Source organism: Bacteroidota bacterium, from assembly GCA_037133915.1.
In the GTDB taxonomy this organism is placed as follows: Bacteria; Bacteroidota; Bacteroidia; order Bacteroidales; family CAIWKO01; genus JBAXND01.
Genome location: JBAXND010000001.1, coordinates 199,003 through 224,206, shown reverse-complemented (window position 1 = coordinate 224,206; position 25,204 = coordinate 199,003). Strand labels below are relative to the sequence as shown.

General features: G+C 41.7%; 15 protein-coding genes. 12 read left to right on the top strand and 3 right to left on the bottom strand.

Translation table 11 applies throughout. The features are described from left to right. From asnB to WCM76_00780, 10 genes are all read left to right on the top strand, one after another. On the top strand, window positions 1-1,893 hold the full coding sequence (asnB, locus tag WCM76_00825) for an asparagine synthase (glutamine-hydrolyzing) (GenBank protein MEI6764149.1): 1,893 nt from the start codon (window positions 1-3) through the stop codon (window positions 1,891-1,893). Window positions 1,894-1,925: 32 nt separating this feature from the next. Further along, complete coding sequence (locus WCM76_00820; GenBank protein ID MEI6764148.1) at window positions 1,926-3,116, top strand: glycosyltransferase; 1,191 nt, start codon at window positions 1,926-1,928, stop codon at window positions 3,114-3,116. A 125-nt stretch (window positions 3,117-3,241) separates the two neighbouring features. Then, complete coding sequence (locus WCM76_00815) at window positions 3,242-3,904, top strand: polysaccharide biosynthesis/export family protein (protein MEI6764147.1); 663 nt, start codon at window positions 3,242-3,244, stop codon at window positions 3,902-3,904. Beyond that, complete coding sequence (locus tag WCM76_00810) at window positions 3,905-6,364, top strand: polysaccharide biosynthesis tyrosine autokinase (GenBank protein ID MEI6764146.1); 2,460 nt, start codon at window positions 3,905-3,907, stop codon at window positions 6,362-6,364. Further along, window positions 6,361-6,903 carry a dTDP-4-dehydrorhamnose 3,5-epimerase gene (gene rfbC, locus WCM76_00805; GenBank protein ID MEI6764145.1) on the top strand — a complete coding sequence of 181 codons (543 nt, stop codon included), beginning with the start codon at window positions 6,361-6,363 and terminating at the stop codon, window positions 6,901-6,903. The genes WCM76_00810 and rfbC overlap by 4 nt, the downstream gene beginning before the upstream one ends. Window positions 6,904-7,022: 119 nt before the next feature. After that, window positions 7,023-8,021 (top strand): MraY family glycosyltransferase, encoded by a 999-nt coding sequence (locus tag WCM76_00800; GenBank protein MEI6764144.1) that lies wholly within the window; start codon window positions 7,023-7,025, stop codon window positions 8,019-8,021. 14 nt (window positions 8,022-8,035) lie between these two features. After that, entirely contained in the window at window positions 8,036-9,046 is a 1,011-nt protein-coding gene (locus WCM76_00795; protein MEI6764143.1) for a lytic transglycosylase domain-containing protein, read from the top strand. Window positions 9,047-9,076: 30 nt separating this feature from the next. Further along, entirely contained in the window at window positions 9,077-11,962 is a 2,886-nt protein-coding gene (gene uvrA / locus WCM76_00790) for an excinuclease ABC subunit UvrA (GenBank protein ID MEI6764142.1), read from the top strand. A gap of 47 nt (window positions 11,963-12,009) precedes the next feature. Continuing rightward, window positions 12,010-12,741: a TIGR00730 family Rossman fold protein gene (locus WCM76_00785; GenBank protein ID MEI6764141.1), complete on the top strand. Its 732-nt coding sequence runs from the start codon at window positions 12,010-12,012 to the stop codon at window positions 12,739-12,741. A gap of 4 nt (window positions 12,742-12,745) precedes the next feature. Further along, a complete protein-coding gene (locus WCM76_00780) occupies window positions 12,746-13,192 on the top strand; it encodes a retropepsin-like aspartic protease (protein MEI6764140.1) in 447 nt (148 codons plus the stop codon). Between the two features lie 39 nt (window positions 13,193-13,231). On the opposite strand, the gene WCM76_00775 is transcribed toward WCM76_00780, so the two are convergent. Continuing rightward, the gene (locus WCM76_00775) at window positions 13,232-15,496 is read right to left on the bottom strand and encodes a T9SS type A sorting domain-containing protein (GenBank protein MEI6764139.1); all 2,265 of its coding nucleotides are present in this window, start codon (window positions 15,494-15,496) and stop codon (window positions 13,232-13,234) included. Between the two features lie 230 nt (window positions 15,497-15,726). Here WCM76_00775 and secDF point away from each other — a divergent pair, with 230 nt between their 5' ends. Then, window positions 15,727-18,840 (top strand): protein translocase subunit SecDF, encoded by a 3,114-nt coding sequence (secDF, locus tag WCM76_00770; GenBank protein MEI6764138.1) that lies wholly within the window; start codon window positions 15,727-15,729, stop codon window positions 18,838-18,840. 337 nt (window positions 18,841-19,177) lie between these two features. Continuing rightward, complete coding sequence (locus WCM76_00765; protein ID MEI6764137.1) at window positions 19,178-21,676, top strand: OmpA family protein; 2,499 nt, start codon at window positions 19,178-19,180, stop codon at window positions 21,674-21,676. Between the two features lie 83 nt (window positions 21,677-21,759). Here the strand turns inward: WCM76_00765 and WCM76_00760 are convergent, their stop codons facing one another. Together WCM76_00760 and WCM76_00755 are read right to left on the bottom strand one after the other, a co-directional pair. Next, window positions 21,760-22,494: an ABC transporter ATP-binding protein gene (locus tag WCM76_00760; protein MEI6764136.1), complete on the bottom strand. Its 735-nt coding sequence runs from the start codon at window positions 22,492-22,494 to the stop codon at window positions 21,760-21,762. Between the two features lie 19 nt (window positions 22,495-22,513). After that, window positions 22,514-25,153 carry a valine--tRNA ligase gene (locus WCM76_00755; GenBank protein MEI6764135.1) on the bottom strand — a complete coding sequence of 880 codons (2,640 nt, stop codon included), beginning with the start codon at window positions 25,151-25,153 and terminating at the stop codon, window positions 22,514-22,516. Window positions 25,154-25,204 lie beyond the last annotated feature (51 nt).

Sequence of the window (25,204 nt, the reverse complement as noted above, 5' to 3'; positions counted from 1 at the left end):
GTGTGCGGAATATCAGGTATTGCAGCATTTAATGAAAAGGGTAAAGATTTCCTTGGCAGGATTGATGCTGCGGTGAAATCAATGCATTTGCGAGGTCCAGACCAGAATGGCATCATGCATCATGGCAATGTGGCGCTTGGCCACAACAGACTAAGCATCATTGATGTCTCTGAAGCAGCCTCACAACCGTTTTCTGACAGTACGGGAAGATACACCATCGTTTTCAACGGCGAATTTTTTAATTTTCAGGAACACCGCGAACAGCTGCTGCAAAGTGGCATCAAGCTTCGATCAACCAGCGATACAGAAGTTCTTCTTTATCTTTACATTCGCGAAGGCGCGGCCTGTCTTCAAAAAATAAACGGCTTTTTTGCGTTTGCTATATATGACAGGAACGACGGTTCACTTTTTATTGCCCGCGACCGCATGGGTGTCAAGCCACTTCTGATATATTCAGATTCCGATAAAATAATTTTTGCCTCGGAAATGAAAGCGCTAATCGCAACGGGCATTCCACGCAAAATGGATATGGCTTCGGTTCAGGCATATTTGCATTTAAATTATATACCCGCGCCACAATCCATATTTGAAGGCGTACGCAAACTCAGACCGGGTTCTTATCTTATAGTTAAAGACGGAACTGTTGCAGAAAAAGAATTTTACAGCATACCTTTTTACGATGAGCGAGAAAGCAGACCTTGTGACTCCTATGAAACGGCTCAGAAGAAAATTGTTGAACTGCTTGATGCGTCAGTACAAAGAAGGCTCATCTCTGACGTTCCTTTGGGCGCTTTTCTAAGCGGCGGCGTGGACTCGTCTGTAATTGTTGCTCTTGCATCACGGCACACTAAAAATTTAAATACATTTTCTATCGGCTTTCGCGATGAACCATTTTTTGATGAAACGCGTTATGCGGAAATGGTGGCAAAAATGTACAACACGAATCATACGGCATTTTCACTTACTACCGATGATATGTTTGGGGTGCTTCATGGCGTACTCGACTATATTGACGAACCTTTTGCCGATTCATCTGCCATCGCGGTCAATATTTTGAGCATGCATACACGCAAACATGTAACCGTTGCGCTGAGCGGTGATGGCGCCGACGAACTCTACGGTGGCTATATGAAACACAGCGGTGAATGGCGCGTTCGGAATGCCGGTAACGCGGCAAAACTCATTGGTGCTTTAGGCCCATTGTGGAAAACCCTTCCTAAATCCAGAAATTCTGCTTTCTCTAACAGGGCCAGACAACTTGATAAATTTGCCTCGGGTTTGAATATGGATGCAAAAAGCCGGTACTGGCGCTGGGCCGGATTCTTACCCGACGATGATTCACCCCTCTTGTTAAAAAATTTACATGATACTACAACTCTGCAATCGAGAAAAGGAAAAATTCTTGAGAATATTATTGAAGGTAAAAACATGAATTCGGTGCTGCATACCGACATGCATTTAGTACTTCAGAATGATATGCTCACTAAAGTTGACTTAATGTCTATGGCGAACTCCCTCGAAGTCAGAACGCCTTTTCTGGATTTTGAGCACGTCAATTATGTTGCCGGTCTTCCATCATCATATAAAATTCAGGGGACTCAGCGTAAGAAAATCTTACAGGATGCCTTCCGCGAATTATTGCCACAAGAGATATATAACCGACCCAAACATGGGTTCGAGGTTCCGTTGCTGAAATGGTTCAGGGGTGGGCTTAGCAGCATGATTGAGCAAGACCTTTTGAATGATGATTTTATTCAAGATCAAAAGATTTTCGATATTACCGAAACAAAAAAAATCAAATCTCGTTTACACTCACAAAACCCGGGCGATGCGCATGCACAAATATGGGGATTATTGGTATTCCAATATTGGTGGAAAAAGTACATGAGCTGAAACCCGCAACATTACTAATTAAATCCTGCTAAATGCCAAAGGTTCTCAGGATAATTAACCGTTTTAACCTGGGTGGTCCCACTTACAACGCCTCCTATCTGACCAAATATCTTGCGCCTCAGTTTGAGACACTATTGGTTGGCGGACGTCGCGAAAAATCAGAGGCGAACTCGGAATTTATTGTCCGCAGCCTCGGCCTTGAACCAATATACATTGATTCAATGCACCGCTCGATTAATCCATGGTATGATTATATTGCAGGGCGCGAAATCGCCCGATATATAAAGGATTTCAAGCCCGATATCGTCCATACGCACGCATCTAAAGCAGGAGCGTTGGGTCGTAGGGCTGCTTATAATTTAAAAGTGCCGGTCATTATACATACCTTTCACGGACATGTGTTTGATGCGTATTTTAATGGTCCCAAATCTAGTTTTTACCAGATGATTGAACGAAATCTGGCAAGTAAGAGTACCCATATCATCGCTCTGAGCGAAATACAAAAAGACGATTTAGTAAACAAATATCATATCTGCCCTGAAGAAAAGGTAAGAATCATTCCATTGGGATTCGACCTGAGTCGTTTTCAGGAAAATCAGGAAGAAAAGAGAACAGCATTCCGAAAAGAATACTTACTGGATGATGATGAGGTTGCAATCGGAATCATTGGACGCGTAGTTCCGGTTAAAAACCATACGTTGTTCCTCGACGGAATAGATTATTTGGTAAGGCATTCAACAAAAAAGGTTCGGATATTCATTGTTGGCGACGGAGAATCAAGGTCTGTAGTGGAGCAAAAAGCGCAACAGCTGAACCTCGATTTTGTTGATTTTACAGCCGAAAAAAGGAAGGCAACAATTACATTTACATCATGGCTGAAAGATGTTGACCGTGTAAATGCCGGAATGGATATCATTGCACTTACTTCACTGAACGAAGGAACACCTGTGAGTCTTATAGAAGCACAGGCTTCAAACAGAGCCATTGTGTCAACCAATGTAGGTGGAATTGAAAATATTGTAATTCCAGGCAAAACAGCGCTTCTTTCAGATCCCGGAAACATTCAGCAACTTGGAGATAATATTCTCATGTTGGTTGAAAACGAAGGACTCAGGAAAGAGTTATCTGTGAGCGGCTGGGAACATGTAAAACAACGGTTTCACTATACACGCCTCGTTTCTGACATGGCGGCACTGTACAACGAATGTCTTTCAAAGAAATAGTACCTAACATAATGTATATTTTTAGTACTTTTGTCGGTAAATCAAGTTCAATGAGGCGCTTTCTATTCATTATAGTACCTTTCATACTATTGATATCATCATGCAAGGTTTTTAACCCCTCTCAAATGTTCAGAACGGGTAAATACCCTGTTTCTCAATTCACTGACTCCGGTATAGTTAATGAATACAGGCTGGCCCCAAACGACGAACTTACAATTACAGTCTCCAATAACCTTGGAGAAGAAATGATTGACCCTGTTGTTAAATTTACAAACACTTATAGCGGTATTGTTACTTATATAGATAATGACAGTTTGGTTAAACTCCCTGTGTTGGGCCGGATAAATATTACCGGAATGACTGTGCGTGAGGCCGAAGAATCTCTTGAAAAAAGATACTCTGACTATAATCAAAAGTGCTTTGTAAGGATTACTGTAACAAACAAAAGGGTAACTGTGTTCTCTGGTGGTACAGGAAGTAATGCAATGGTAATAAAACTTGAAAACCCTAACACCACGCTCTTAGAAGCATTAGCAATGGCCGGTGGTGTGCACGAAGGGAGAGCATATAAAGTAAAATTGATACGTGGCGATTTGAAAAATCCACAATTATACATTATCGACCTTTCAACAATTGAAGGGATGAGAAAGGCAAATATGGTATTACAAGCCAACGATATTATTTATGTAGAACCCAGAGCGCGAATTCCGGAAAAAATTGTTGCAATACTTGCTCCATACCTTTCTTTATTAACTGCCGCATTATTGGTTTACAGCGTATTAAAATAAATGGCAAATAAAAAAATATCGATAATTAACGATGAACTTGACCTGAAGCTTCTGCTCTTCATCGCCAGGAAGAATATCTATTTTCCAATTATCTTCATCATAATTGCCATTATCGGGGCTGTTTTGTATTTAAGATACACGCATCCCGTTTATGAATCAAATTCCATTATTCAGATACAGACGAATGAGGAAGCCAATAAAATTCTTGGAGTTCAGGATATGGGAAGCGAAAGCGAACTGCCAAGGAAGATAGAAGTGATGCGGTCGTTTACGTTTTTGCAAAGAGTAACGTCCAAACTCCCCCTTGATATTGGCTACTTCACCAAAGGAACCATTTTAGATTATGAACAATATAATGGAACTCCTTATAGGATTAATGCACTCGTAAAAAATCAAACCATATACGGAGTCTCGGTATTTATTCGATTTTATGATGGTGATAAAGCATCCATTGGATACACCCTGCCCGATAAAACAAGAAGGGAACAGGATTTCTCCATAAAAGATAAAGTAAGCACGCCCGAGTTTGATTTCACCTTGCAAACCATCGATTACGCAAAATTGTACGGAAATTCCAACCTGCTTACCGACGAATACTTTTTCGTGATTAATAAGCCCGAGCAGATCGTAAATGAGATTAGTTCCAATCTGGTTGTTTCTGTTATGAACGATGCGGCACAGACAATTGAAGTAAAATATCAGGACCGGAACCCCTTTAAAGCAACTGACATTGTTAATACCATTACTCAGGAGTTTCGAAATTATGACATCGAGAAGAAAGCAGAAAGCTCAAATAGTATACTTAGCTTTATTGATAGCAGACTTGGATATGTCTATGATTCATTGCTCCGTTCAGAAGAGCGCCTGCAAGATTTTAAAAGCCGGTACAAACTTGACTCCTCTGTTTCCAGGCCACTGCCCACACTCTATACTCGCCTGAATGATTACGAAAATGAGCTGGTAAATATAGAACTTGAAGCAAGCAGCCTAGATGAAATTGCAAAAAGTCTCAGAGAAAATCCCAATATTGACATTTATAAACTGATTGCACTTACTTCTGGATATGATTTCAAAGGAACCATAAGCGGAACATTGATTTCATTGCGCGACTTACTTGTAAAACGGGAACAACTTTTGTATGACGTTACCGAACAAAGTGGACAAATAAAGAACATTGATTATCAGATTTCTATTCAGAAAAAGCTCCTGCTTGAAAGTATCAGCACGCTCAAAGCCAACAATGTAAATCGAAAATCCAATATCAATAAAATGATAGAGGATTATGAAAAGAAACTGGTTCGGAAAGAAGATGGTTATGATGCTGTTGAACTTAGCAGTTTACAGCGAATGTTTACAATTAACGAGAAATTCTATAATCAGCTGATTGAAAAAAAGGTTGAATATTCCATTAATAAAGCCGGCTTTGTTTCACAAAATGAAATTTTAAAAAAGTCGGAAGTGAACGCAGTTCCGGTCTCGCCCAACAAGAAAAAAGTTTACATTGTTTGCCTTATTGCCGCATTACTGCTGGGAATTGGTATTATTATCCTGAAATATGTGCTCTTTAATGAGATAGTCACTGTAAATGATATCACGAAATATACCGATACTCCTGTGCTTGGAATTGTTCCAAAATATAAAAGCGTGATTCCGGTTTCACAGCTCATTGTCGACAAACATCCAAAATCGCTTATTGCCGAGTCGCTCAGGTCCATCCGTACTAATCTGCAATTTTTCAACAACCTGCCCGGCTCAAAAATTATTGCCATAACCTCAACAGTCTCCGGTGAAGGAAAGACCTTTTTCGCAATTAACCTTGCCGGTGTTATCGCTTTCTCAAATAAAAGAGTTATTGTAATTGACCTTGACCTTCGCCGCCCAAAAATCCATATCGGACTAGGAGCCCCCAATGTAAAAGGTATGAGTACAATTCTTGCACAACGCGACACAATTGAAGACTGCATTTATAAAAGCAATGTACCAAATCTCGATTTTATTACTGCCGGACCGGTACCACCCAATCCCTCTGAGCTTATTTTTAGCGATATTACCGATAAAGTGATGGCAGAGCTGAAGTTAAAATATGACTTTATTATTATTGATAATCCACCGGTTGGATTGGTAACCGATGGCATGAAAAGCCTTCAGATTGCAGACTTCCCAATATATGTATTTAAGGCAGATTATTCCAAACGTTTTTATGTTCAAAACCTCGATCGTCTTGTTGAGGAAACCAAAATTACTAAGATATCCCTTATCCTTAATTCAGTCGAACCTCCCGAAACCAAATATGGCTATAAAAACAATTACAAATATGGTTACGGATACGGTTATATCTATGGATACGGATACTATGACGAAGATATGGTTGAAGAGCGCAAGCGATCTATCTTTCAGAAAATAGGTGGGCTTTTCAAAAATAAAGGTAAACGAAGAAGAAGACGCAGCAGAAGAAAATGAAAAAAATTCCGACCAAAATTCCTGAAGTATTCATTCTGGAACCTGATGTATTTCGTGATAGCCGGGGATATTTTTTCGAATCCTATAATAAGGATAAATTTACGGGCATCGGCATTGATTTTGAATTTATACAGGACAATCAGTCCTGCTCACAGAAAGATGTTCTTCGGGGTCTGCATTTCCAAAATCCCCCATATGCTCAGGGAAAACTAGTACGGGTTATCAGAGGCGCGGTGTTTGATGTAGCCGTAGATATTCGTAAAAACTCTCCCACTTTTGGTGCATGGGTAGGCGCAGAACTAACTGCCGATAATAACCACATGCTCTGGCTTCCGCCCGGATTTGCCCACGGTTTCCTTACTCTTGAAAATAATACAGTTTTTTCATATAAATGTACCAGCGCGTATAATAAAGCAGCTGAAGGTATTATAATGTGGAATGACCCCGATATTGGCATCCACTGGGGAATAACAAATCCTGTGCTTTCTGACAGGGATTTAAACGCCTCAAGCCTAAAAAAGTACCTTGAACTTGCCTGAGTGCAGCATTTTGCTTATATTTGCCGCCCGAAATAAAATTTGCAACTGTGTACAATTCTTCGCTATATCAGCTAATCGCCTATTTTTCATTCTTTGTTGGGAGCTTACTTTTTTCCATCATGATTAATGGTTTATTGCTAAAGTTCTCACGGAATCTTGGAACCAGAAGCAATAATGAAAATCTGGTACGATGGAGCTCTCAAACCAAACCTGCCGTAGGCGGCATCTCTTTCTACATTTTATTTCTGATTTCCATTCTTGCCCTTTCATTCTTTTTTAAACAGAATAATTTTTTCCTGAACATTCGCTCGTTAGGAATTATTGCCGCTGCAAGCCTTGCCTTTCTTATGGGGCTTTTTGATGATGCCTATAATACCAAAGTCCCTATTAAACTATTTGCACAAATAACCTGCGGTGTTATTCTTATCGCCACCGGAACAAGCATACATCTTTTTAATTTCTGGCCTGCTGATTATGTGCTAACCATGATATGGGTGATTGGCTTAATGAACTCGGTGAATATGCTCGATAACATGGACGGAATTACATCCATTGTGTCGATGTTCATTTTTCTGGCAATCCTTATTAATGCCTTTATTTTTCCGCAACTGAATACTCCGGCGAACATACTGTTAGTTGGAATGATAGCATCCATGATAGGGTTCCTTTTCTTTAACTGGAATCCGGCCAAGATGTACATGGGCGACACCGGAAGTCAGTTTCTGGGTTTGATTATCGGCGCTGCAAGTATCATTTACCTTTGGAACTTCCAGGAAGCAAGCCACCTCACTTTTCATTCGCGGCAAGCAATGGCGGCAATCATTCTCTTATCACTTCCAATCATCGATACAATTACAGTTTCGATTAAACGGATACGCAGAGGTTCCTCGCCATTTGTCGGTGGAAAAGACCATACCACACATCATCTATCTTACCTCGGACTATCCGACCGACAAGTAGCTTTAGTATTTGCAGGCATTTCTCTTATCAATTTGGTACTTACGACAGTAATTCTGATGATTCCCGGTTGGAATCACTGGTATTCCCTGCTCTTTGGATTGTACTTCATTGCACTTTTTATTACGCTCTTTACCATTGCTTCCAAAAATCAGCATTAATCGCTATTGCTTCTATGAAAAAAACAACGCTCTTCCTTACGGGAATGATACTGGTTGTTGCAGCTTCGATTCTCGTGCTATGTACCGCGAACAGAACAAAAAACGATACTGATCCCAATCAGGAATACCGCGATGCCACTTCCCGCTTCTATAAGATTTTTACGGTTGAAATACCCCGGTCATTAGATTTTTCAGGCGAAAAAGTTCCGGTCGATAAGTTTTATGTGCGCGAAAGTCTCGACCGCGAATTGCTGGTAAACACTTATTGGCATTCTAACACCTTACTCATGTTTAAGCGTGCTTTCAGGTGGTTTCCGGTGATTGAACCTATACTTAAAACCAATGGGATTCCGGACGACGCTAAATACATTGCCCTTATCGAAAGTGGATTTGAAAATACCGCTTCACCGGCAGGCGCCTCGGGTTTCTGGCAGCTGATGAAGTCTACAGCCGAAAGTTATGGATTGGAGGTCAACGCCGAAGTTGATGAACGTTATTCGGTCGAAAAATCCACTGCTGCCGCATGCAAATATTTAAAAACTGCTTACGGAAAATATAAGAACTGGACACTCGCAGCGGCCTCCTATAATATGGGCATGAAAGCAGTTGATGATGCAATGGCTGCACAGCAGGCTACCACGTATTATGACCTTTACCTTAATAAAGAAACCATCCGTTATGTGTACCGGATACTGGCCGTAAAAGCAATTTTTCAAAATCCCGTTAAATACGGATTTTACTTGCGCAAATGCGATTTCTATCCTCAAATTCCTGCAAACATCGTTACAGTTGATTCGACTGTAGAGAACTGGGCTGCATTTGCAATTAAAAATAATTCGAATTACCGCGTACTTAAAGAAATGAATCCATGGATATTAAAAAATTCTCTTATTAATAAAAATCGGAAAAAATACGACGTTAAATTTCCTAAAGAAGGGTATACGTCGTGGGAACAGCTCACAAAAGAAAATTCCTGCGATAACACCTTATTTAACGACACACTTAAAATAGACCAGATACGATAATCCACACACGCGAATCACTAGTGCTGACGAATGAAACCTGCTAAAACCAAAGAACCTGCCGAGGAAATAATAGAAATACCGGTCGCCATTACTGCCGATGAAAACCTCTGCGTTTATGGAGCATCCGTTCACAATCTCCAGCACGTTGATGTGGTAATGCCGCGAAATAAACTGGTTGTAATAACCGGTATGAGTGGCAGCGGAAAATCATCACTCGCATTTGACACCATTTATGCCGAAGGGCAGCGTCGCTACCTTGAAACATTTTCGAATTACGCACGGCAATTCATAGGAAACCTTGAACGGCCTGATGTGGAGCGCATCACCGGTCTGAGTCCGGTTATTTCCATTGAGCAAAAATCGACCAACAAGAACCCACGCAGTACCGTAGGTACAATTACCGAAATCTATGATTTCATGCGGCTATTGTATGCACGGGTTGCCGATGCCTACTCCTATGAAACAGGCGAAAAAATGGTTCGCTATACTGAAAATGCCATCATTGACCTCATCATGGAAAAATACCATGGCGGCGCTATCGTAATTTTAGCACCAAAAGTAAAGGGTCGAAAAGGGCATTATCGCGAGCTGTTTGAGCAGATACGTAAACAGGGTTTTCTGAAAGTCAGAATTGACGGCTTTATCCGCGACCTGATATACGGGCTTCAGGTTGACCGTTATAAAATTCATGACATAGAAGTAGTGATAGACCGCATTACCATCAATGCCGACTCGCGTCAACGGCTCACACAATCAGTGCAAACGGCACTGAAGAACGGACGCAGCTCACTGATGGTGATGGATGATAAAACCAATGAAGTCAGGCATTTCAGCAGGTTGCTGATGTGCCCAACTTCGGGCATTGCCTATGATGAGCCCGAACCCAACACGTTTTCGTTCAATTCACCCTATGGCGCCTGTCCGCATTGCAGCGGCCTGGGCCAGATATCAGAAGTGGATATCAAAAAAATAATTCCGAATCCCGAAAAATCCATTCGCGAAGGCGGGCTTGCTCCAATCGGTCCTTATAAAAGCAGTTGGATATTTCACCAGATGGAAGCTATCGGTAAAAAATATGGATTCGACCTGAACACTCCTATCGGCACGTTTTCAGAAGAAGCTGTAAACGCCGTGCTGTATGGCTCCGACGAAGTTCTCAACGTAAAAAATGAGTATGTCGGAATTACATCAGGGTATGGATTGAGCTTCGAGGGCATTGTAAATTTTATTGAAAATCAAAATAACGAAGCACCTACAACCGGCGTGAAACGCTGGGCCGGGAGTTTTATGAACCGGGTTGCCTGCCCCGAATGCAAGGGCACACGCTTAAAAAAAGAATCATTATTTTTCAGGATAGACGGACACTCCATTGCCGAACTGGCCAATACAGACCTCTACCGTTTGCAGGAATGGTTCGAAAAAGCGTATCTGGAATTTGATGAACGCAAAAAGAAAATTTCGCACGAGATTATTCGCGAAATTCAGATACGCATTCGGTTTTTACTCGATGTGGGCCTTGATTATCTGGTGCTGAACCGACCGGCAGGAAGCTTATCGGGAGGCGAAGCACAGCGTATCAGGCTGGCAACCCAGATTAGTTCGCAGCTGGTAAATGTGATGTATATTCTTGATGAACCCAGTATTGGATTGCATCAGCGCGACAATCAAAGGCTGATTAAATCATTGAAAGAATTACGCGACATCGGTAACACTGTAATTGTGGTAGAACACGATCGCGAAATGATTTTGAATGCAGACTATATTGTGGATGTTGGCCCCGGTGGCGGCATAAACGGCGGACGTATCATGGCAAGCGGAACCCCCGATGAAATTCTGAAAGAATGCACCATTACGTCATTATACCTTAACGGGAAAAAGAAAATTCAGATTCCGGAACACCGTCGTGCCGGCAGCGGAAAATATCTTCGTATTATAGGCGCCGGCGGGCATAACCTTAAAAACATCGATGTTTCTATTCCTCTTGGAAAAATGGTCTGCATTACAGGCGTTTCGGGAAGCGGAAAATCATCGCTGATAAATCAGACACTTTATCCGATGCTGAGCCGTCATTTCTACCGTTCAGAAGCAAAAGCGCTTGCATACAAAGAAATTGAAGGACTCAAATACATTGATAAAGTTATTGAAATAAACCAGTCGCCCATTGGCCGCACGCCCCGCTCTAACCCGGCTACCTATACCGGTGTGATGGATGAAATCCGGAAATTAATGGTAATGCTGCCCGAATCAAAAATCCGCGGATACAAACCCGGCCGCTTTTCGTTTAACGTCAAAGGCGGAAGATGCGAAACCTGCGGTGGCGCCGGATTACGACTGATAGAAATGAATTTTCTGCCCGATGTTTACGTTCCCTGCGAAACCTGCAACGGTAAACGTTATAACCGCGAAACCTTAGAGATAAAATACAAAGGGAAATCAATCAATGATATTTTGAATATGAACATTGATCAGGCGGTTGACTTTTTTGACACCATCCCCGCGATAACTCAAAAAATAAAAACTCTGAAAGATGTGGGTCTTGGCTATATCAAGTTAGGACAGCAGTCAACAACATTGTCGGGCGGTGAAGCGCAGCGCGTGAAACTGGCAACAGAATTATCGAAAAAAGACACCGGCAAAACGTTGTATATTCTGGATGAACCAACAACGGGACTTCATTTTGAGGATATCAGAGTGTTGTTGAATGTGCTGAATAAACTGGTGGATAAAGGAAACAGCGTGATTGTTATTGAACACAATCTGGATGTTATTAAAGTGGCTGATTACATCATCGACCTTGGTCCGGAAGGCGGCGAACGTGGTGGCAGACTCGTTTGTGAAGGAACACCCGAAGATGTTGCCATGAATACAGAAAGCTACACCTCAAAATATCTCAAAGAAACATTGTTACAGAATTAATAGTTATTTTCGTGGTCTTTTTCAAAAATTAAAAAATCAAAAGCTCTATGAACTACCTCGATGACGATAAAATTGAAAACAAAGAAGAAAGCATTCGTGAAGCTTTCAAACAGAAAGCATGGAACGAGATAAAAACTTCTGACGCATGGCAGATTTTTAAAGTAATGGCAGAGTTTGTTGAAGGTTTTGAGAAACTCGCCAAAATAGGACCGTGTGTTACAGTATTTGGCTCTGCACGTACAGCACCCTCACATCCGTATTATAAACTCGCCGAAGAAATAGGATACAAGCTGACTAAATCAGGTTTTGGTGTTATCACCGGCGGCGGTCCGGGTATTATGGAAGCGGCCAATAAAGGCGCGCATTTCAGCGGCGGCAAATCGGTAGGTCTGAATATTGAACTTCCGTTCGAACAGCATCAGAATGCGTTTATCGACCCTGATAAATTCCTTACATTCAATTACTTTTTTGTAAGAAAAGTAATGTTTATTAAATATTCACAAGGATTTATTGTTATGCCGGGCGGTTTCGGCACCCTTGATGAACTTTTTGAAGCCCTCACCCTTATCCAGACTCAAAAAATGGTTAATTTCCCGATAATTCTTGTTGTTCGTGAATACTGGGAAGGTTTGCTCACCTGGATCAAAGAACAGGTGGTGAACGCAAAACACATTAACCCGATTGACCTCGACCTTCTTATTTTGGCTGATACTGCAGAAGAAGTTGTAAAACACATTGAGGATTTCTATAAGAAATACGCTATCAAACCAAACTTCTGACAACATGCGGCATAAAGTACCGCTTCGTATCGTAACTATTGATGAAGATGGACTGCATGTTTTTGTTGACGTGCTCATCAACGGTATTCCGGCTGTGTTCGTGGTTGACACCGGCGCGTCGCGCACGGTGCTCGACAGTAAGCGTATCAGCCGGTTCATGAAAGAAGAAGAAGCGCAGTTTGTTGAATACGGCAGACCCGCAACCGGTTTGGGAAGTAACCATATGGAAACACGACTGCTAAAAATTGATTTGCTGAAAATCGGTTCGTTTGAATGCCCCGATTATGAGACAGCGGTAGTGGATATGAGTCATGTAAATATTGGTTACCATTCTATGAATATGCCTCCCGTTGATGGCGCACTTGGTTCAGATATCTTACTGAAATCGCAGGCCATATTGGATTACAGGAAAAGTCGGCTGGTGATGAGAGAAGTGAGAAATGAAAAATGAACATTATTCTCACATTTTGTTATTTACTTTTCTTTTGTTCTAACGGATAATCACGAATTTTTTCGCATTTAAAATTCTGTTCCCGCAAAAAGCTGAAAGGATATAAATTCCTTCAGGAAATGTGTGCGTATCAAAATCAAATTTCCCGCTACCGGAGGCGCATTTCTGAGTCACGGTCTGTCCTAATAAATTTGTGATTACAAAGCGGAAATTCAAATTTCGAAATTGATCTTCAATTGCAATAGACACCCTGTTTGATGCAGGATTTGGAAAGAGCGTAAAAATATTTGCACCCGATGGTGGTTCGTTATCGACAAAACTGTATGGCTCAGAGGTGCGCCCTGCATAATACGTAACACCGCCTGAAAAATTTCCGGTTATCAGGTCAGGAAAACCGTCATTATTTAAATCAGCCACAGCAACACTGCTTCGAATACCATCTTTGATGTATGAAGTGATGGTATCTTCATCGGTATAAACGAGAATGGAATCAATTGCCGTGAATTTGCCTCCAAGGTTTGCTTCAATGTTTTTATAATAAAATATATTTCCGCTTTCAGAGCCGACAAATAATTTCAGATAACCGCTGGTATCTCTGTAAAAACAGGGTGTGCTGTAACCGGTGTAGGAATAGTTGTAATCAGTTACATTTACTCCTCCAAGGCTATCGGTTATTTTTGTAAACACTGCATTTGTGGGCGTTCCCGTATTTTTATAATAGCTGATTAATCCGTTTCTTTTGCCAATCACTAAATCGACCAAGGAATCTCCATCAATGTCAACCAGATTTGGCGCAGCATAATCACCGACATCTATGCCCTGATAATCGGCCGAAGCCAAACTAAAAACCGCTGGATTTCCAATACCGGCGGTATTTTCAAAATAGAGGAGCTTCCCTTTCGAATCGCCCAGTATCATATCTAAATCATGGTCGCCGTCAATATCACCAAAGGCGGGAAACAATGCAACCAGATTGAGTGATGACAGGTTTGCATAATCGCGTGTAATCAGTTTGAATGAAGGCACTGATTGTGAACCGGTATTCTGATAATACGAAATCTTTGATCTGAAGCGGCTGTTGAGATAACCATTGTCCATCCAGCTGGAGTCGAGGTATCCATAGTTAGAAATCAGCAGGTCGGTGAGTCCGTCGGCGTTTGCATCAAAAAAGACAGGATAGGCGCCACTGCCAACATCAATCATTTGCTGTTGTAAAAAATCTTTTTGTTCGAATTCAAAATGCGGTGCCGAAGCGCTTCCGGTATTTTTGTATAACCAAACGCTTTCATATCCATCAGGCATGATCAGGTTGGAATAAAAGGGCGATACCAACAAATCTTTCTTTGCATCGTTATTTATATCAACATACGTTGCAACATTAAACGAGGTAAGGCTCACAGGAATATTGTAAGATGGGAAGGTAGAATCGGCGGCGACCATGTGAGCCGAATCGGGTGTTCCTCCGTTTATAATTGCTGTAAGATTATTGAAATCAACATCGCCCAGAATAAGGTCTTTATCTGTATCTCCGTCAAGGTCAAGCGCAAGCATTGTGGAGCCAACGTGTTCGATTTGTTTATCATCCCGGCTGGTTGCTTTCACAAATTCCGAGCATTTCCACGGGCAGGTTACATTAAGAAAAATGTGATTGGATGAGGAGCTTTCGGCAAAATCGCCCCAGCAATGATCTGTACGTTCAAACACAAGCGAATCGCATGTTCCGTAAAGTTCCATGGAAAGGTTTTTATGCAGCTCAATAAAATTGCCCAGACCAAAAAACACAAGAATATCGAGGTCACCATCACCATCAATATCTTCAATAGCCGGGAAATCGTCGTTTGTAACCAGAATATTGGATGTTCCCATTCCCATAGCGGAAAGTATCATATTTGTTGCCAGCTGAAATGCAGGTTTCACACCAGAAACGTTTTTAAAGACTTTGATTCCGGCAGAAGTATACGTGAAAATATCCTCTTTCCCATCGCAATTATAATCTTTAAGCTGTGCCCAAGATTCCATTTTTGGAAAACACTTCTGATATATATAATCATACTGATAATCAACAGTTCCCGGAGTGCCGTTATTAATAAATGTAAGGACACGGTCGCCTGATTTATCGAAAATAAACAGGTCGTGTACTCCGTCGGCATTAAGGTCAATATCTGAAAACTGGACAGAGTTAAGCCCTCCCACCCATGGCATTTGAAAATAATTGCCCTGACTATCTGCTACTGAAATGTTAAATGCACGACTAAAGCCATAATCATACGGTTGCTGTGCAAAAGAGAGGGTTAAACCATTCATTAACAGCAATAAAGCTGCTAAATATTTCCATTTTTGAAACATAAACGAATAAATTAAGGTCGTTGAACCAAAGGTAGAAAAAAAATCAATGGGGAACATCAGTATTAATGGCACATTTCGGAGGTTAATATTGAATCTTGGGGGTAATTAATTGTTTATTAGTAAATGTTATTCTATATTTGCACCCTCAAAAAAATAGACTATTCCAATATCAATTAAGAGGTTTTAGTATGCAGAACAAAGGAGTTATCAAGTTTTTAGCTATTGCGTTTGCGCTGGTTTGCATGTACCAACTGTCGTTTACGCTCATTACAAGGCACATTGAGAGTAATGCTGCTGAATATTCCGTTGGTCCTCAGGCGCAAGAACTTGCGAAGAAACTTTCCAAAGGGGATCAGGCAAAAGAGCAGATACTTTTCGATTCCATTAAAACGAAATGGGAAGCCCAGTACCTCGATTCTATGAACAACGAAGTGGTGTACAACCTGCTTATCAGGAAATACACTTACAAAGAATGTAAACAGCGCGAAATCAATCTTGGTCTTGACCTCAAGGGCGGGATGAACGTAACGCTTGAAGTTTCCGTTGTTGATATTATCCGTGCACTTGCAGGCAACAGTCAGGACGTGACCTTCAACAAAGCTGTAACATTGGCTTCGGAAATGGAAAAAACCAGTACCAAAGACTTCGTTACCTTATTCGGGGAAGCATGGAATGCAACGGATCCGAATGCAAAAATGGCCGGCGTATTTTTGGTTGGTTTAAAAGATAAAATCAATTTCAATTCTACCAACGAAGAAGTTCTTGCAAAAATAAGGACCGAAACCAACGATGCTATTGACAGGACATATAACATTCTGCGTTCACGTATCGACCGCTTTGGTGTAGCCCAGCCAAACATTCAGAAGCTTCAGACAGCAGGCCGCATCCTCGTGGAACTTCCGGGTATCAAAGACCCCGAGCGCGTCCGCAAACTGCTGCAGGGAACAGCAAAACTGGAATTCTGGGAAACCTACGAATACAAAGATATCTACGCCTTTATGGAACAGGCGGATGTAAAAATGAAATCACTGATGGGTTCAGGCGACACTATTACCAAACCCGGTGATAGTCTTAACGCAGAAAAATCAACCGATTCACTCAGTGCGAAAAAAGACACTTCAAAATCGTTGGTTGACAAAGCCGGCACCGACACCAGTGGTAAAAACAAACCCGGTCAGCAGTCGTTCGACCAATTTGCAAAAGAACATCCCCTTACAGCTTATCTGCAACCTGCTTTAGTACAGGACGAGCAGCAACGTTATTTTCCTGCAAAAGGACCCGTAGTTGGCTACTGTAATTCAATAGACACGTTCAGGGTAAATGCCATGCTCAGGAACCCGATTATCAAAGCTATTTTCCCAAGAGAATTAAGGTTTGCATGGACCGTTAAACCGGTTGGCGATAAATTAACCACACTTCAGCTTATCGCTCTTAAAGCAACCCGTGATGGCACGGCCGCACTGGGCGGAGATGTGATTGTTGATGCACGTCAGGATATTGCCCAAAATCAGGGCAACGAAATCTCAATGAGCATGAACTCCGAAGGTGCAAGCCAGTGGAAAAACATCACAGCAAACAACCTCGGAAAATCTGTTGCTATTGTACTTGACAATTACGTTTATTCATTCCCGACGGTACAAAGTGAAATTCCCAACGGACATTCATCTATTACCGGAAACTTCACCGTTGAAGAAGCAAAGGACCTTGCAAACATCCTGAAAGCAGGAAAGCTCCCGGCACCTGCGCGTATTGTTGAAGAGGCTGTTGTTGGACCCACACTTGGAAAAGAAGCTATCAACGCCGGTCTTTGGTCAATCATTGTAGCGTTCCTTGTCACACTGGCTTACATGGCCTTCTATTATAATAAAGCCGGTTTGGTTGCTGACGTTGCACTGTTTACGAATATGTTTTTCGTATTCGGTATTCTTGCATCGCTTGGTGCTGTTCTTACACTCCCGGGCATTGCAGGTATTGTACTTACAATTGGTATGGACGTTGACAAGAACGTTATCATCTACGAGCGAATACGAGAGGAGCTCCGTATCGGGAAAGGAATCAGGCTGGCGATAAGCGACGGATATAAGCATGCCTACTCTTCTATTATAGACAGTAACGTAACAACACTGCTTACCGGTATCGTACTTTATGTTTTCGGTTCAGGACCTGTTCAGGGTTTTGCTACCACCCTTATTATCGGTATCATCAGTTCACTGTTCTGCTCCATCTTTATTACCCGTATCATTTTTGTATGGATGATGGATAAAAACATAAAAATTGACGTGTGGAATCGCTTCACGAAAAACATACTTACCAAGGTTCATATTGACTTCATCGGCATCAGAAAATATTATTACGTGCTTTCATTGATACTCGTGTTGGCAGGTATTATATCACTTTCAGTACGCGGATTAAGTTACGGAATCGATTTCCTCGGTGGCAGAAGTTACGTGGTACGTTTTGACTCAGACGTGAAAGTTGATGATGTACGCGCAGTGCTTGAAAAAGTATTTGACGGACAGCGTCCTGAAGTAAAAACTTTTGGACCGAACGATCAGGTTAAAATTACTACTTCATACATGATCAACGATAAATCAGCCACAGCCGATTCAATTGTTGAAACCAAGCTGTATACTGGACTTGCACCAATGTACAAGAATTCATTATCGGCGAAAGAATTCCAGTCACATGCAGAGAAAAAAGTGCTGGGCAAATTAAGTTCGCAGAAAGTTGAACCGACCATTGCATACAGCCTCTTATTAAAGGCATATTGGGCGGTATTCCTTTCCCTCATCATTATCTTCATTTATGTCGCAATCCGTTTTAAAAAATGGCAATGGGGACTTGGAGCCGTGGTTTCACTCTTCCACGACACATTTATTACAATTTCAATATTCTCGTTGCTATATGGAATACTGCCGTTCAGTCTGGATATTGACCAGCATTTTATTGCGGCTATCCTTACTATCATCGGATATTCCATCATGGACTCTGTTATTATTTTCGACAGAATTCGTGAATACATGAATCTGTACCCGAAACGCGATATGAAAACCAACATGAATGACGCTATTAACAGCACGCTTGGACGTACTCTGAACACATCTGGTATTACCTTCCTGGTACTGTTATCAATGTTCATTTTCGGTGGTGAAGTTATCCGCGGATTTGCATTCGCATTATTATTCGGTGTAGTAATCGGAACATACTCATCTATTCTTAACGCTTCCCCTGTCGCTTATGATTTAATCAGAATGATAGGAAAAGGAAAAGAAAAGAAAGAATTGAAACCGGTTAAAGCCTAAAAAAACAGAAAACTTTCACTAAAATTTAGTGAAGGTTTTTCTTAATATTTCGATCAAAAAAAATGAGCGCAGGATATTGAAACCTGCGCTTTTTTATTGTAAAAAGTGCCAAATAATAACACTGCGTTTGCAACAAATTCATAAAAATTTAGTTTTATTATATCGGTAATTATAATAATGAATATTTTTACAAACGTTAATTACCTTTCTATCAGTGTGATAAAATGGTATGAAAGAACAGTTTTATAAAAATTTGATACATTGCCAGTAAATTCTGTTTAATTGAAAATTATTTTTTAAATTAGCACCCATTAATTCAGGGTTTAATATTGTGGATATGGATAAGAAATTGTACCCCATCTTTTTGTCTATTTTGGTTGCTCTTTTTACACTGCAGGGTGTTGACGTTAGGGCGCAGAAAAACTACGGGCAGGAAGCAGATAAGGCTTATGACACGGAGCAATATTCCGTAGCAATAGACCTTTACAAACAAGCATACAATAAGGTTAAAAAGAACAAGGCTGAAAAAGCCAGGATTCTGTTTCGCCTTGCCGAATGCTACCGAAAAACCAATCAGGTAAAGCAATCTATTAACTGGTATAACAGGGTAATTAAGGCTAATTATCCTGATGCACTCACATGGCTGTACCTTGCAGAGGCACTCAAAGCAGATGAACAATATGCTGAGGCAATATTAAAATACACGGAGTACCAAAAACTCGCTCCTGAGGATCCTCGCGGAAAACAAGGTCAGGAGGCCTGCGAATTAGCCCAGAAATGGAAAGATGATCCTACGCGGTACGTGGTTGAGAATGTAAAAAAATTCAACACAAAACTTTCAGATTTTGCTCCATACTGGGGAGATAAAAATTACAAAGTTCTGTTATTTACTTCTACTCGTGAAGGTTCAACTGGCAACGCTACCGACGGATGGACAGGTCAGAGTTTTTCTGACATCTACGTCACCTATCAGGATAAAAAAGGCGCCTGGAGCGAACCGCTTCCCTGCGACGAAAATATTAATTCCAATTTCAACGAAGGAACGCCCTGGCTTAACAAAAAAGCAAACGTGATTTATTTTACCCGCTGCCCGGTCGTTAAAAAATCAAAAATGGGCTGTCAGATTTACTATGCAAAAAAACAAGGTAAAGGCTGGGCACCTCCCGATACGCTGAAGCTTTTCGATGATATGGGGATTGCTGTAGGTCATCCTTCACTTGATGATGAAGAATGTACGATTTATTTTGCATCTGATGCTCCCGGCGGCTATGGTGGTAAAGATATCTGGGTTGCAAAACGCAGCAAGAGAACCAAACCGTTTGATAAACCGGTCAACCTCGGACCTTCAATTAATGGATCGGGCGATGAAATGTTCCCTTATCTGCGCGATGACGGTAGTTTATATTACTCATCAAACAGCTACAACCATCCCGGAATGGGCGGTCTTGATATTTTCAAAACGATTAAAGAAGGTGACAAATGGGGCAAGTCGGAAAATTTGAAATACCCGATGAATTCAGCCGGTGATGATTTTGCTATCATTTTTAAAGGTGCCAAAGAAGAAGGTTATTTCTCGTCAAACCGTAAAGGCGGCAAAGGCGACGATGATATCTATTCATTCTATATTCCACCTTTGGTATTCACACTGCAGGGCGTTGTAAGAGACGACAGCACAAAACAGATTATTGTGGGTGCCAACGTTAAGCTGGTTGGCTCTGACGGCACCGTAGTTGAAGATTCTACGGATGCTACGGGAACTTACAAATTCGGTAAGACCCAGATTCTCGAAAACACTTCATACGAACTCACCGTATCAAAATCAGGTTATTTTTCGACGAAAGGTCGCGAAACAACTGTTGGTTTGCGTAACAGCAAAGATTTAATTCATGACTTTGTATTAATTCCGATTCCTCCAGTTCCCGTTGTGTTACCCGATATCTATTATGATCTTGCTAAATGGGATTTGAAACCACAATATCAGGACTCGCTGAACGGACTTATTCAAACATTGAATGAGAACCCGAGAATCGTAATAGAACTGGCATCACACACTGACTCCAGGCCCATTCCGATGACGAATGATACACTTTCTCAGCGCAGAGCACAGTCGGTTGTGAATTACCTTATTGAAAAAGGTATAAACCCCGGACGTCTGGTTGCAAAAGGTTATGGCGCGCATGTTCCCCGCACACTTGATCGCGACCGTATCGTGATGTACCCGCCCAACGAAAAAGGAAAACCTTATCCTTTTGCTAAAGGCACACAAATCACGGATGAATATATCAAGTCACTGAAGACAAAGGAACTTAAAGAAGCCGCACATCAGCTGAACCGCCGTACGGAATTCAGTATTCTCAGAGATGACTTTGTACCCGAAGCCTCACAGGATACGAATGCTCAAAATGTAGTAGTTGTAATTAATCCTAACGACAACATCGTAACTATTCTACCGGGCGGTGCAGGAACTTTTGAAGCGCGCTGCGTAGTGAACGGTATGAGCATGGATTTCAAATACGATGCAGCTGAAAATCTTCAGATATCTGTAGAAATGGCGAAACAAATGCTTACTGATCGCCGCATCACAAAATCAGATTTCAAAGAAAAAGACGGTGCCTTCAATGAAGATGGCTCTTTTAAAGAAAATGCAATTCTTGTTCTGAAGAAAATGGTGATTGGAACAAAAAAACTTGAGAATGTAGAAGCAACTGTTGTTGCAGGTCTTAACCCACCGATTCTCATTGGCTCGAAAGTGCTCACAAAATTTGGAGAGTACTCTGTTGACGAAGAAAAACGTCAGTTGATTTTCGATATACCGGGTGCTGTGCCTAATAAATAACCAATAACTACTTGCAAAAAAAAGACTGTCCAAAGCGGACGGTCTTTTTTTTTGTTGAACATTAGTATAAATATCACGAAATATTATTCGCTCACCGGATTCTGATAATATGCCATTTTTCGAATGTCGGGATTCATCTCATCTGAGCCAATATAGCCGTCGTGAAGTCTGATTATACGATGCGCATGGCGCGCAATATCTTCTTCGTGTGTTACCAGAATAATGGTATTGCCGGCGTTGTGAATATCTTCAAGTAATCCCATGATTTCAATAGATGTTTTTGAATCAAGGTTCCCTGTGGGCTCATCGGCAAGTATAATGGAAGGATTATTTACCATGGCACGCGCTATAGCGACACGCTGGCGCTGTCCACCCGAAAGTTCATTGGGCTTATGGGTAATACGGTCGCTCAGTTGAACCTGTTTCAGGACTTCTTCGGCACGAGCCAGCCGTTTTGCCTTGCCCACGCCTGCATATATCAGCGGAAGCGTAACATTATCAAGTGCTGTTGAACGTGGCAGCAAATTGAATGTCTGGAATACAAAACCAATTTCCTTGTTGCGGACTTCGGCAAGTTCATTATCATTCATTTTACTGACATCCTTACCATTTAAAAAATAGGAACCGCTTGTAGGCGTATCAAGGCATCCAAGCACATTCATCAGTGTTGATTTCCCGGAACCTGACGGTCCCATCAAAGCAACATATTCATTTTGTTTCACCGTAAGCGTAACCGTTTGGAGCGCCTTTACAACATGGCTTCCTACCTTATAAAACTTGGAAATATTGTTGAGCGTAATTATCTCTTTTTTTTCCATGGTGCGGCGAACTAATATTTTATGATTTCTTCAGGTTTTCGAGTTGTTCATCAAGCACTTTGATTCTGGCTTCAGCATCAGCTTGTTTCTTGCGCTCGGCATCTACGATTTGCTGTGATGCGTTATTCACGAATTTTTCGTTGTCGAGCTTTTTCATTACACTAACGAGAAAGCCACGATAATATTTCAGCTCTTCTTCCATTTTTTTCCGTTCGGCCTCTATGTCAATTCCGGCAGTAAAAGGAATATAGAACTCAGTTGAACCAACTATGCAAGCCATAGCATTTTCAGGCTTTTCCGTGATATACTCCAGCGTTCCTACGTTGCATAATTTGCATGCGAGCGAATCAAAAGTAGTGTCAGGCGTTTCACCAAAGTTCTTCTTAATAAGCAGGTTTATCGGCTCTTTCATGGGTATGTTTTTTTCCTTACGAATTGAACGAACCGCAGTTATTACCTGCATTGCAAAATCAAAATCTTTGAGCAGCTGCTTATTGTATGGTTTTATTTCAGGCATTTTTGAAACCATGATGGAGTCATTTGGTTTGCGCTCGCGAAGAATTTGCCAGATTTCTTCGGTAATAAAAGGCATGAACGGATGCATCAACTTAACAAGACGGTCGAAAAAGCAAACGGTTGAACCGAAGGTAGCACTGTCAATCGGACTTCCGTAAGCAGGTTTCACCATTTCAAGGTACCATGCGCAGAAATCGTCCCACACTAATTTATATAAAGCCATCAGCGCATCCGAAACGCGGAACTTTGTGAAATGGTCGTCAATAGCTTCCATTTCCGCATTCAGTCTTGCTTCAAACCATTCAATAGCGACCTTTGCATAAGCAGGCTGTTCAATAGTTTCATCAACCTGCCAACCCTGTACAAGGCGGAAAGCATTCCAAAGTTTATTGGAGAAGTTGCGACCCTGCTCACACAATGATTCGTCGAAGGGCAGGTCGTTACCGGCGGGTGATGAAAATAACATTCCGATACGCACGCCATCGGCGCCATATTTCTCCATCAGTTCGATGGGATCGGGTGAATTTCCAAGCGATTTGGACATTTTACGACCAAGCTTATCACGCACTATCCCGGTAAGGTAAACATTTTTAAAGGGCACTTCATGCCTGTATTCAAGCCCTGCCATAATCATACGAGCCACCCAGAAAAACAAGATTTCCGGTGCTGTGATAAGCTCATTTGTGGGATAATAATATTTTATATCGTCATTGTCAGGATGGCGGATACCGTCGAAAACAGAGATTGGCCACAGCCATGATGAAAACCAGGTATCCAGTACATCTTCATCCTGCCTCAAATCTTCAATTTTCAAATCAGCATCTTTCAGCAATAGCTTCGCTTTTTCAAAGGCCTCATCCAAACTTGCGGCAACCACAAAATCGCCGTTTGGCAAGTAGTATGCGGGTATGCGTTGCCCCCACCACAATTGACGGGAGATGCACCAGTCCTTCACATTCTCCATCCAATGACGGTAGGTGTTTTTGAATTTTGCAGGATGAAACGCAACGGTATCATCCATGACCACATCAAGCGCAGGCTTAGCCATTTCAGTCATGCGCATGAACCATTGTAACGAAAGTTTTGGTTCAATTACAGCATCGGTACGTTCCGAAAAGCCAACCTTATTTACGATTTCTTCTATCTTAACGATGTACCCTTTGGCGCGCAGTTCTTCAACAATTTTTTCTCTTACGGCAAATCGGTCTTCACCAATATACAGTTCGGCATTCTCATTAAGTGTTCCGTTAGGATTGAAAATGTCAATGCTTTTAAGTTTGTGTTTTATGCCGAGGTTATAGTCATTGATATCATGTGCAGGCGTTACTTTCAGTGCGCCGGTACCAAATTCCCGCTCCACATATTCGTCATAAATCAGAGGCACACTGCGTTCCACCAGCGGAATAATAATGCGTTTGCCTTTCAGTGCGGCATAGCGCTCATCTTCGGGATGCACACATACAGCGGTATCTCCCAGAATTGTTTCGGGGCGCGTGGTTGCGATGGTAATCCATTCGTCGGAAGTGTCTTCGATTCGATATCTTACGTAATACAATTTAGAGTTTACTTCACGGTAATTTACTTCTTCATCAGAAAGTGCCGTAAGAGCCGACGGGTCCCAGTTCACCATACGAACGCCGCGGTAAATAAGCCCTTTTTCATAGAGGTCAACAAAAACCTGTATTACGGAATCGTATAATACGGGATCCATGGTAAAGCGTGTACGCTCCCAATCGCATGATGCGCCTAATTTTTTAAGCTGTTCGAGAATAATTCCGCCGTGTTTTTCGCGCCATTTCCAGGCATGCTGAAGAAACTCATCGCGGCTCAGATCTTTCTTGCTGATACCTTGTCTGGAAAGCAAATCCACCACTTTTGCTTCGGTGGCAATGGAGGCGTGGTCGGTACCGGGCACCCAAAGGGCGTTTTTGCCCTGCATACGGGCGCGGCGCACTAAAATATCCTGTATGGTATTATTCAGAATGTGCCCCATATGTAGCACTCCCGTAACATTAGGAGGAGGTATAACAATGCAATAAGGCTCACGTTCGTCGGGCACTGAATGGAAAAAACCATTATCCAGCCAGTATTTGTACCATTTATCTTCGGTAAGTGAGGGGTCGTACTTTGATGCGAGTTCCATTTCAGTTTACATTAATATAATAGCCGCGAAGGTAAGAAAAATTGGAGATTT

What these genes read in the sequence shown, in the direction of transcription:
- WCM76_00820 (MEI6764148.1), top strand. Translation starts at nt 1,926, where the DNA reads ATGCCAAAGGTTCTCAGGATAATTAACCGTTTTAACCTGGGTGGTCCC.
- WCM76_00815 (MEI6764147.1), top strand. Translation starts at nt 3,242, where the DNA reads ATGTTCAGAACGGGTAAATACCCTGTTTCTCAATTCACTGACTCCGGT.
- WCM76_00810 (MEI6764146.1), top strand. Translation starts at nt 3,905, where the DNA reads ATGGCAAATAAAAAAATATCGATAATTAACGATGAACTTGACCTGAAG.
- rfbC (MEI6764145.1), top strand. Translation starts at nt 6,361, where the DNA reads ATGAAAAAAATTCCGACCAAAATTCCTGAAGTATTCATTCTGGAACCT.
- WCM76_00800 (MEI6764144.1), top strand. Translation starts at nt 7,023, where the DNA reads ATGATTAATGGTTTATTGCTAAAGTTCTCACGGAATCTTGGAACCAGA.
- WCM76_00795 (MEI6764143.1), top strand. Translation starts at nt 8,036, where the DNA reads ATGAAAAAAACAACGCTCTTCCTTACGGGAATGATACTGGTTGTTGCA.
- uvrA (MEI6764142.1), top strand. Translation starts at nt 9,077, where the DNA reads ATGAAACCTGCTAAAACCAAAGAACCTGCCGAGGAAATAATAGAAATA.
- WCM76_00785 (MEI6764141.1), top strand. Translation starts at nt 12,010, where the DNA reads ATGAACTACCTCGATGACGATAAAATTGAAAACAAAGAAGAAAGCATT.
- WCM76_00780 (MEI6764140.1), top strand. Translation starts at nt 12,746, where the DNA reads ATGCGGCATAAAGTACCGCTTCGTATCGTAACTATTGATGAAGATGGA.
- WCM76_00775 (MEI6764139.1), bottom strand. Translation starts at nt 15,496, where the DNA reads ATGAATGGTTTAACCCTCTCTTTTGCACAGCAACCGTATGATTATGGC.
- secDF (MEI6764138.1), top strand. Translation starts at nt 15,727, where the DNA reads ATGCAGAACAAAGGAGTTATCAAGTTTTTAGCTATTGCGTTTGCGCTG.
- WCM76_00765 (MEI6764137.1), top strand. Translation starts at nt 19,178, where the DNA reads ATGGATAAGAAATTGTACCCCATCTTTTTGTCTATTTTGGTTGCTCTT.
- WCM76_00760 (MEI6764136.1), bottom strand. Translation starts at nt 22,494, where the DNA reads ATGGAAAAAAAAGAGATAATTACGCTCAACAATATTTCCAAGTTTTAT.
- WCM76_00755 (MEI6764135.1), bottom strand. Translation starts at nt 25,153, where the DNA reads ATGGAACTCGCATCAAAGTACGACCCCTCACTTACCGAAGATAAATGG.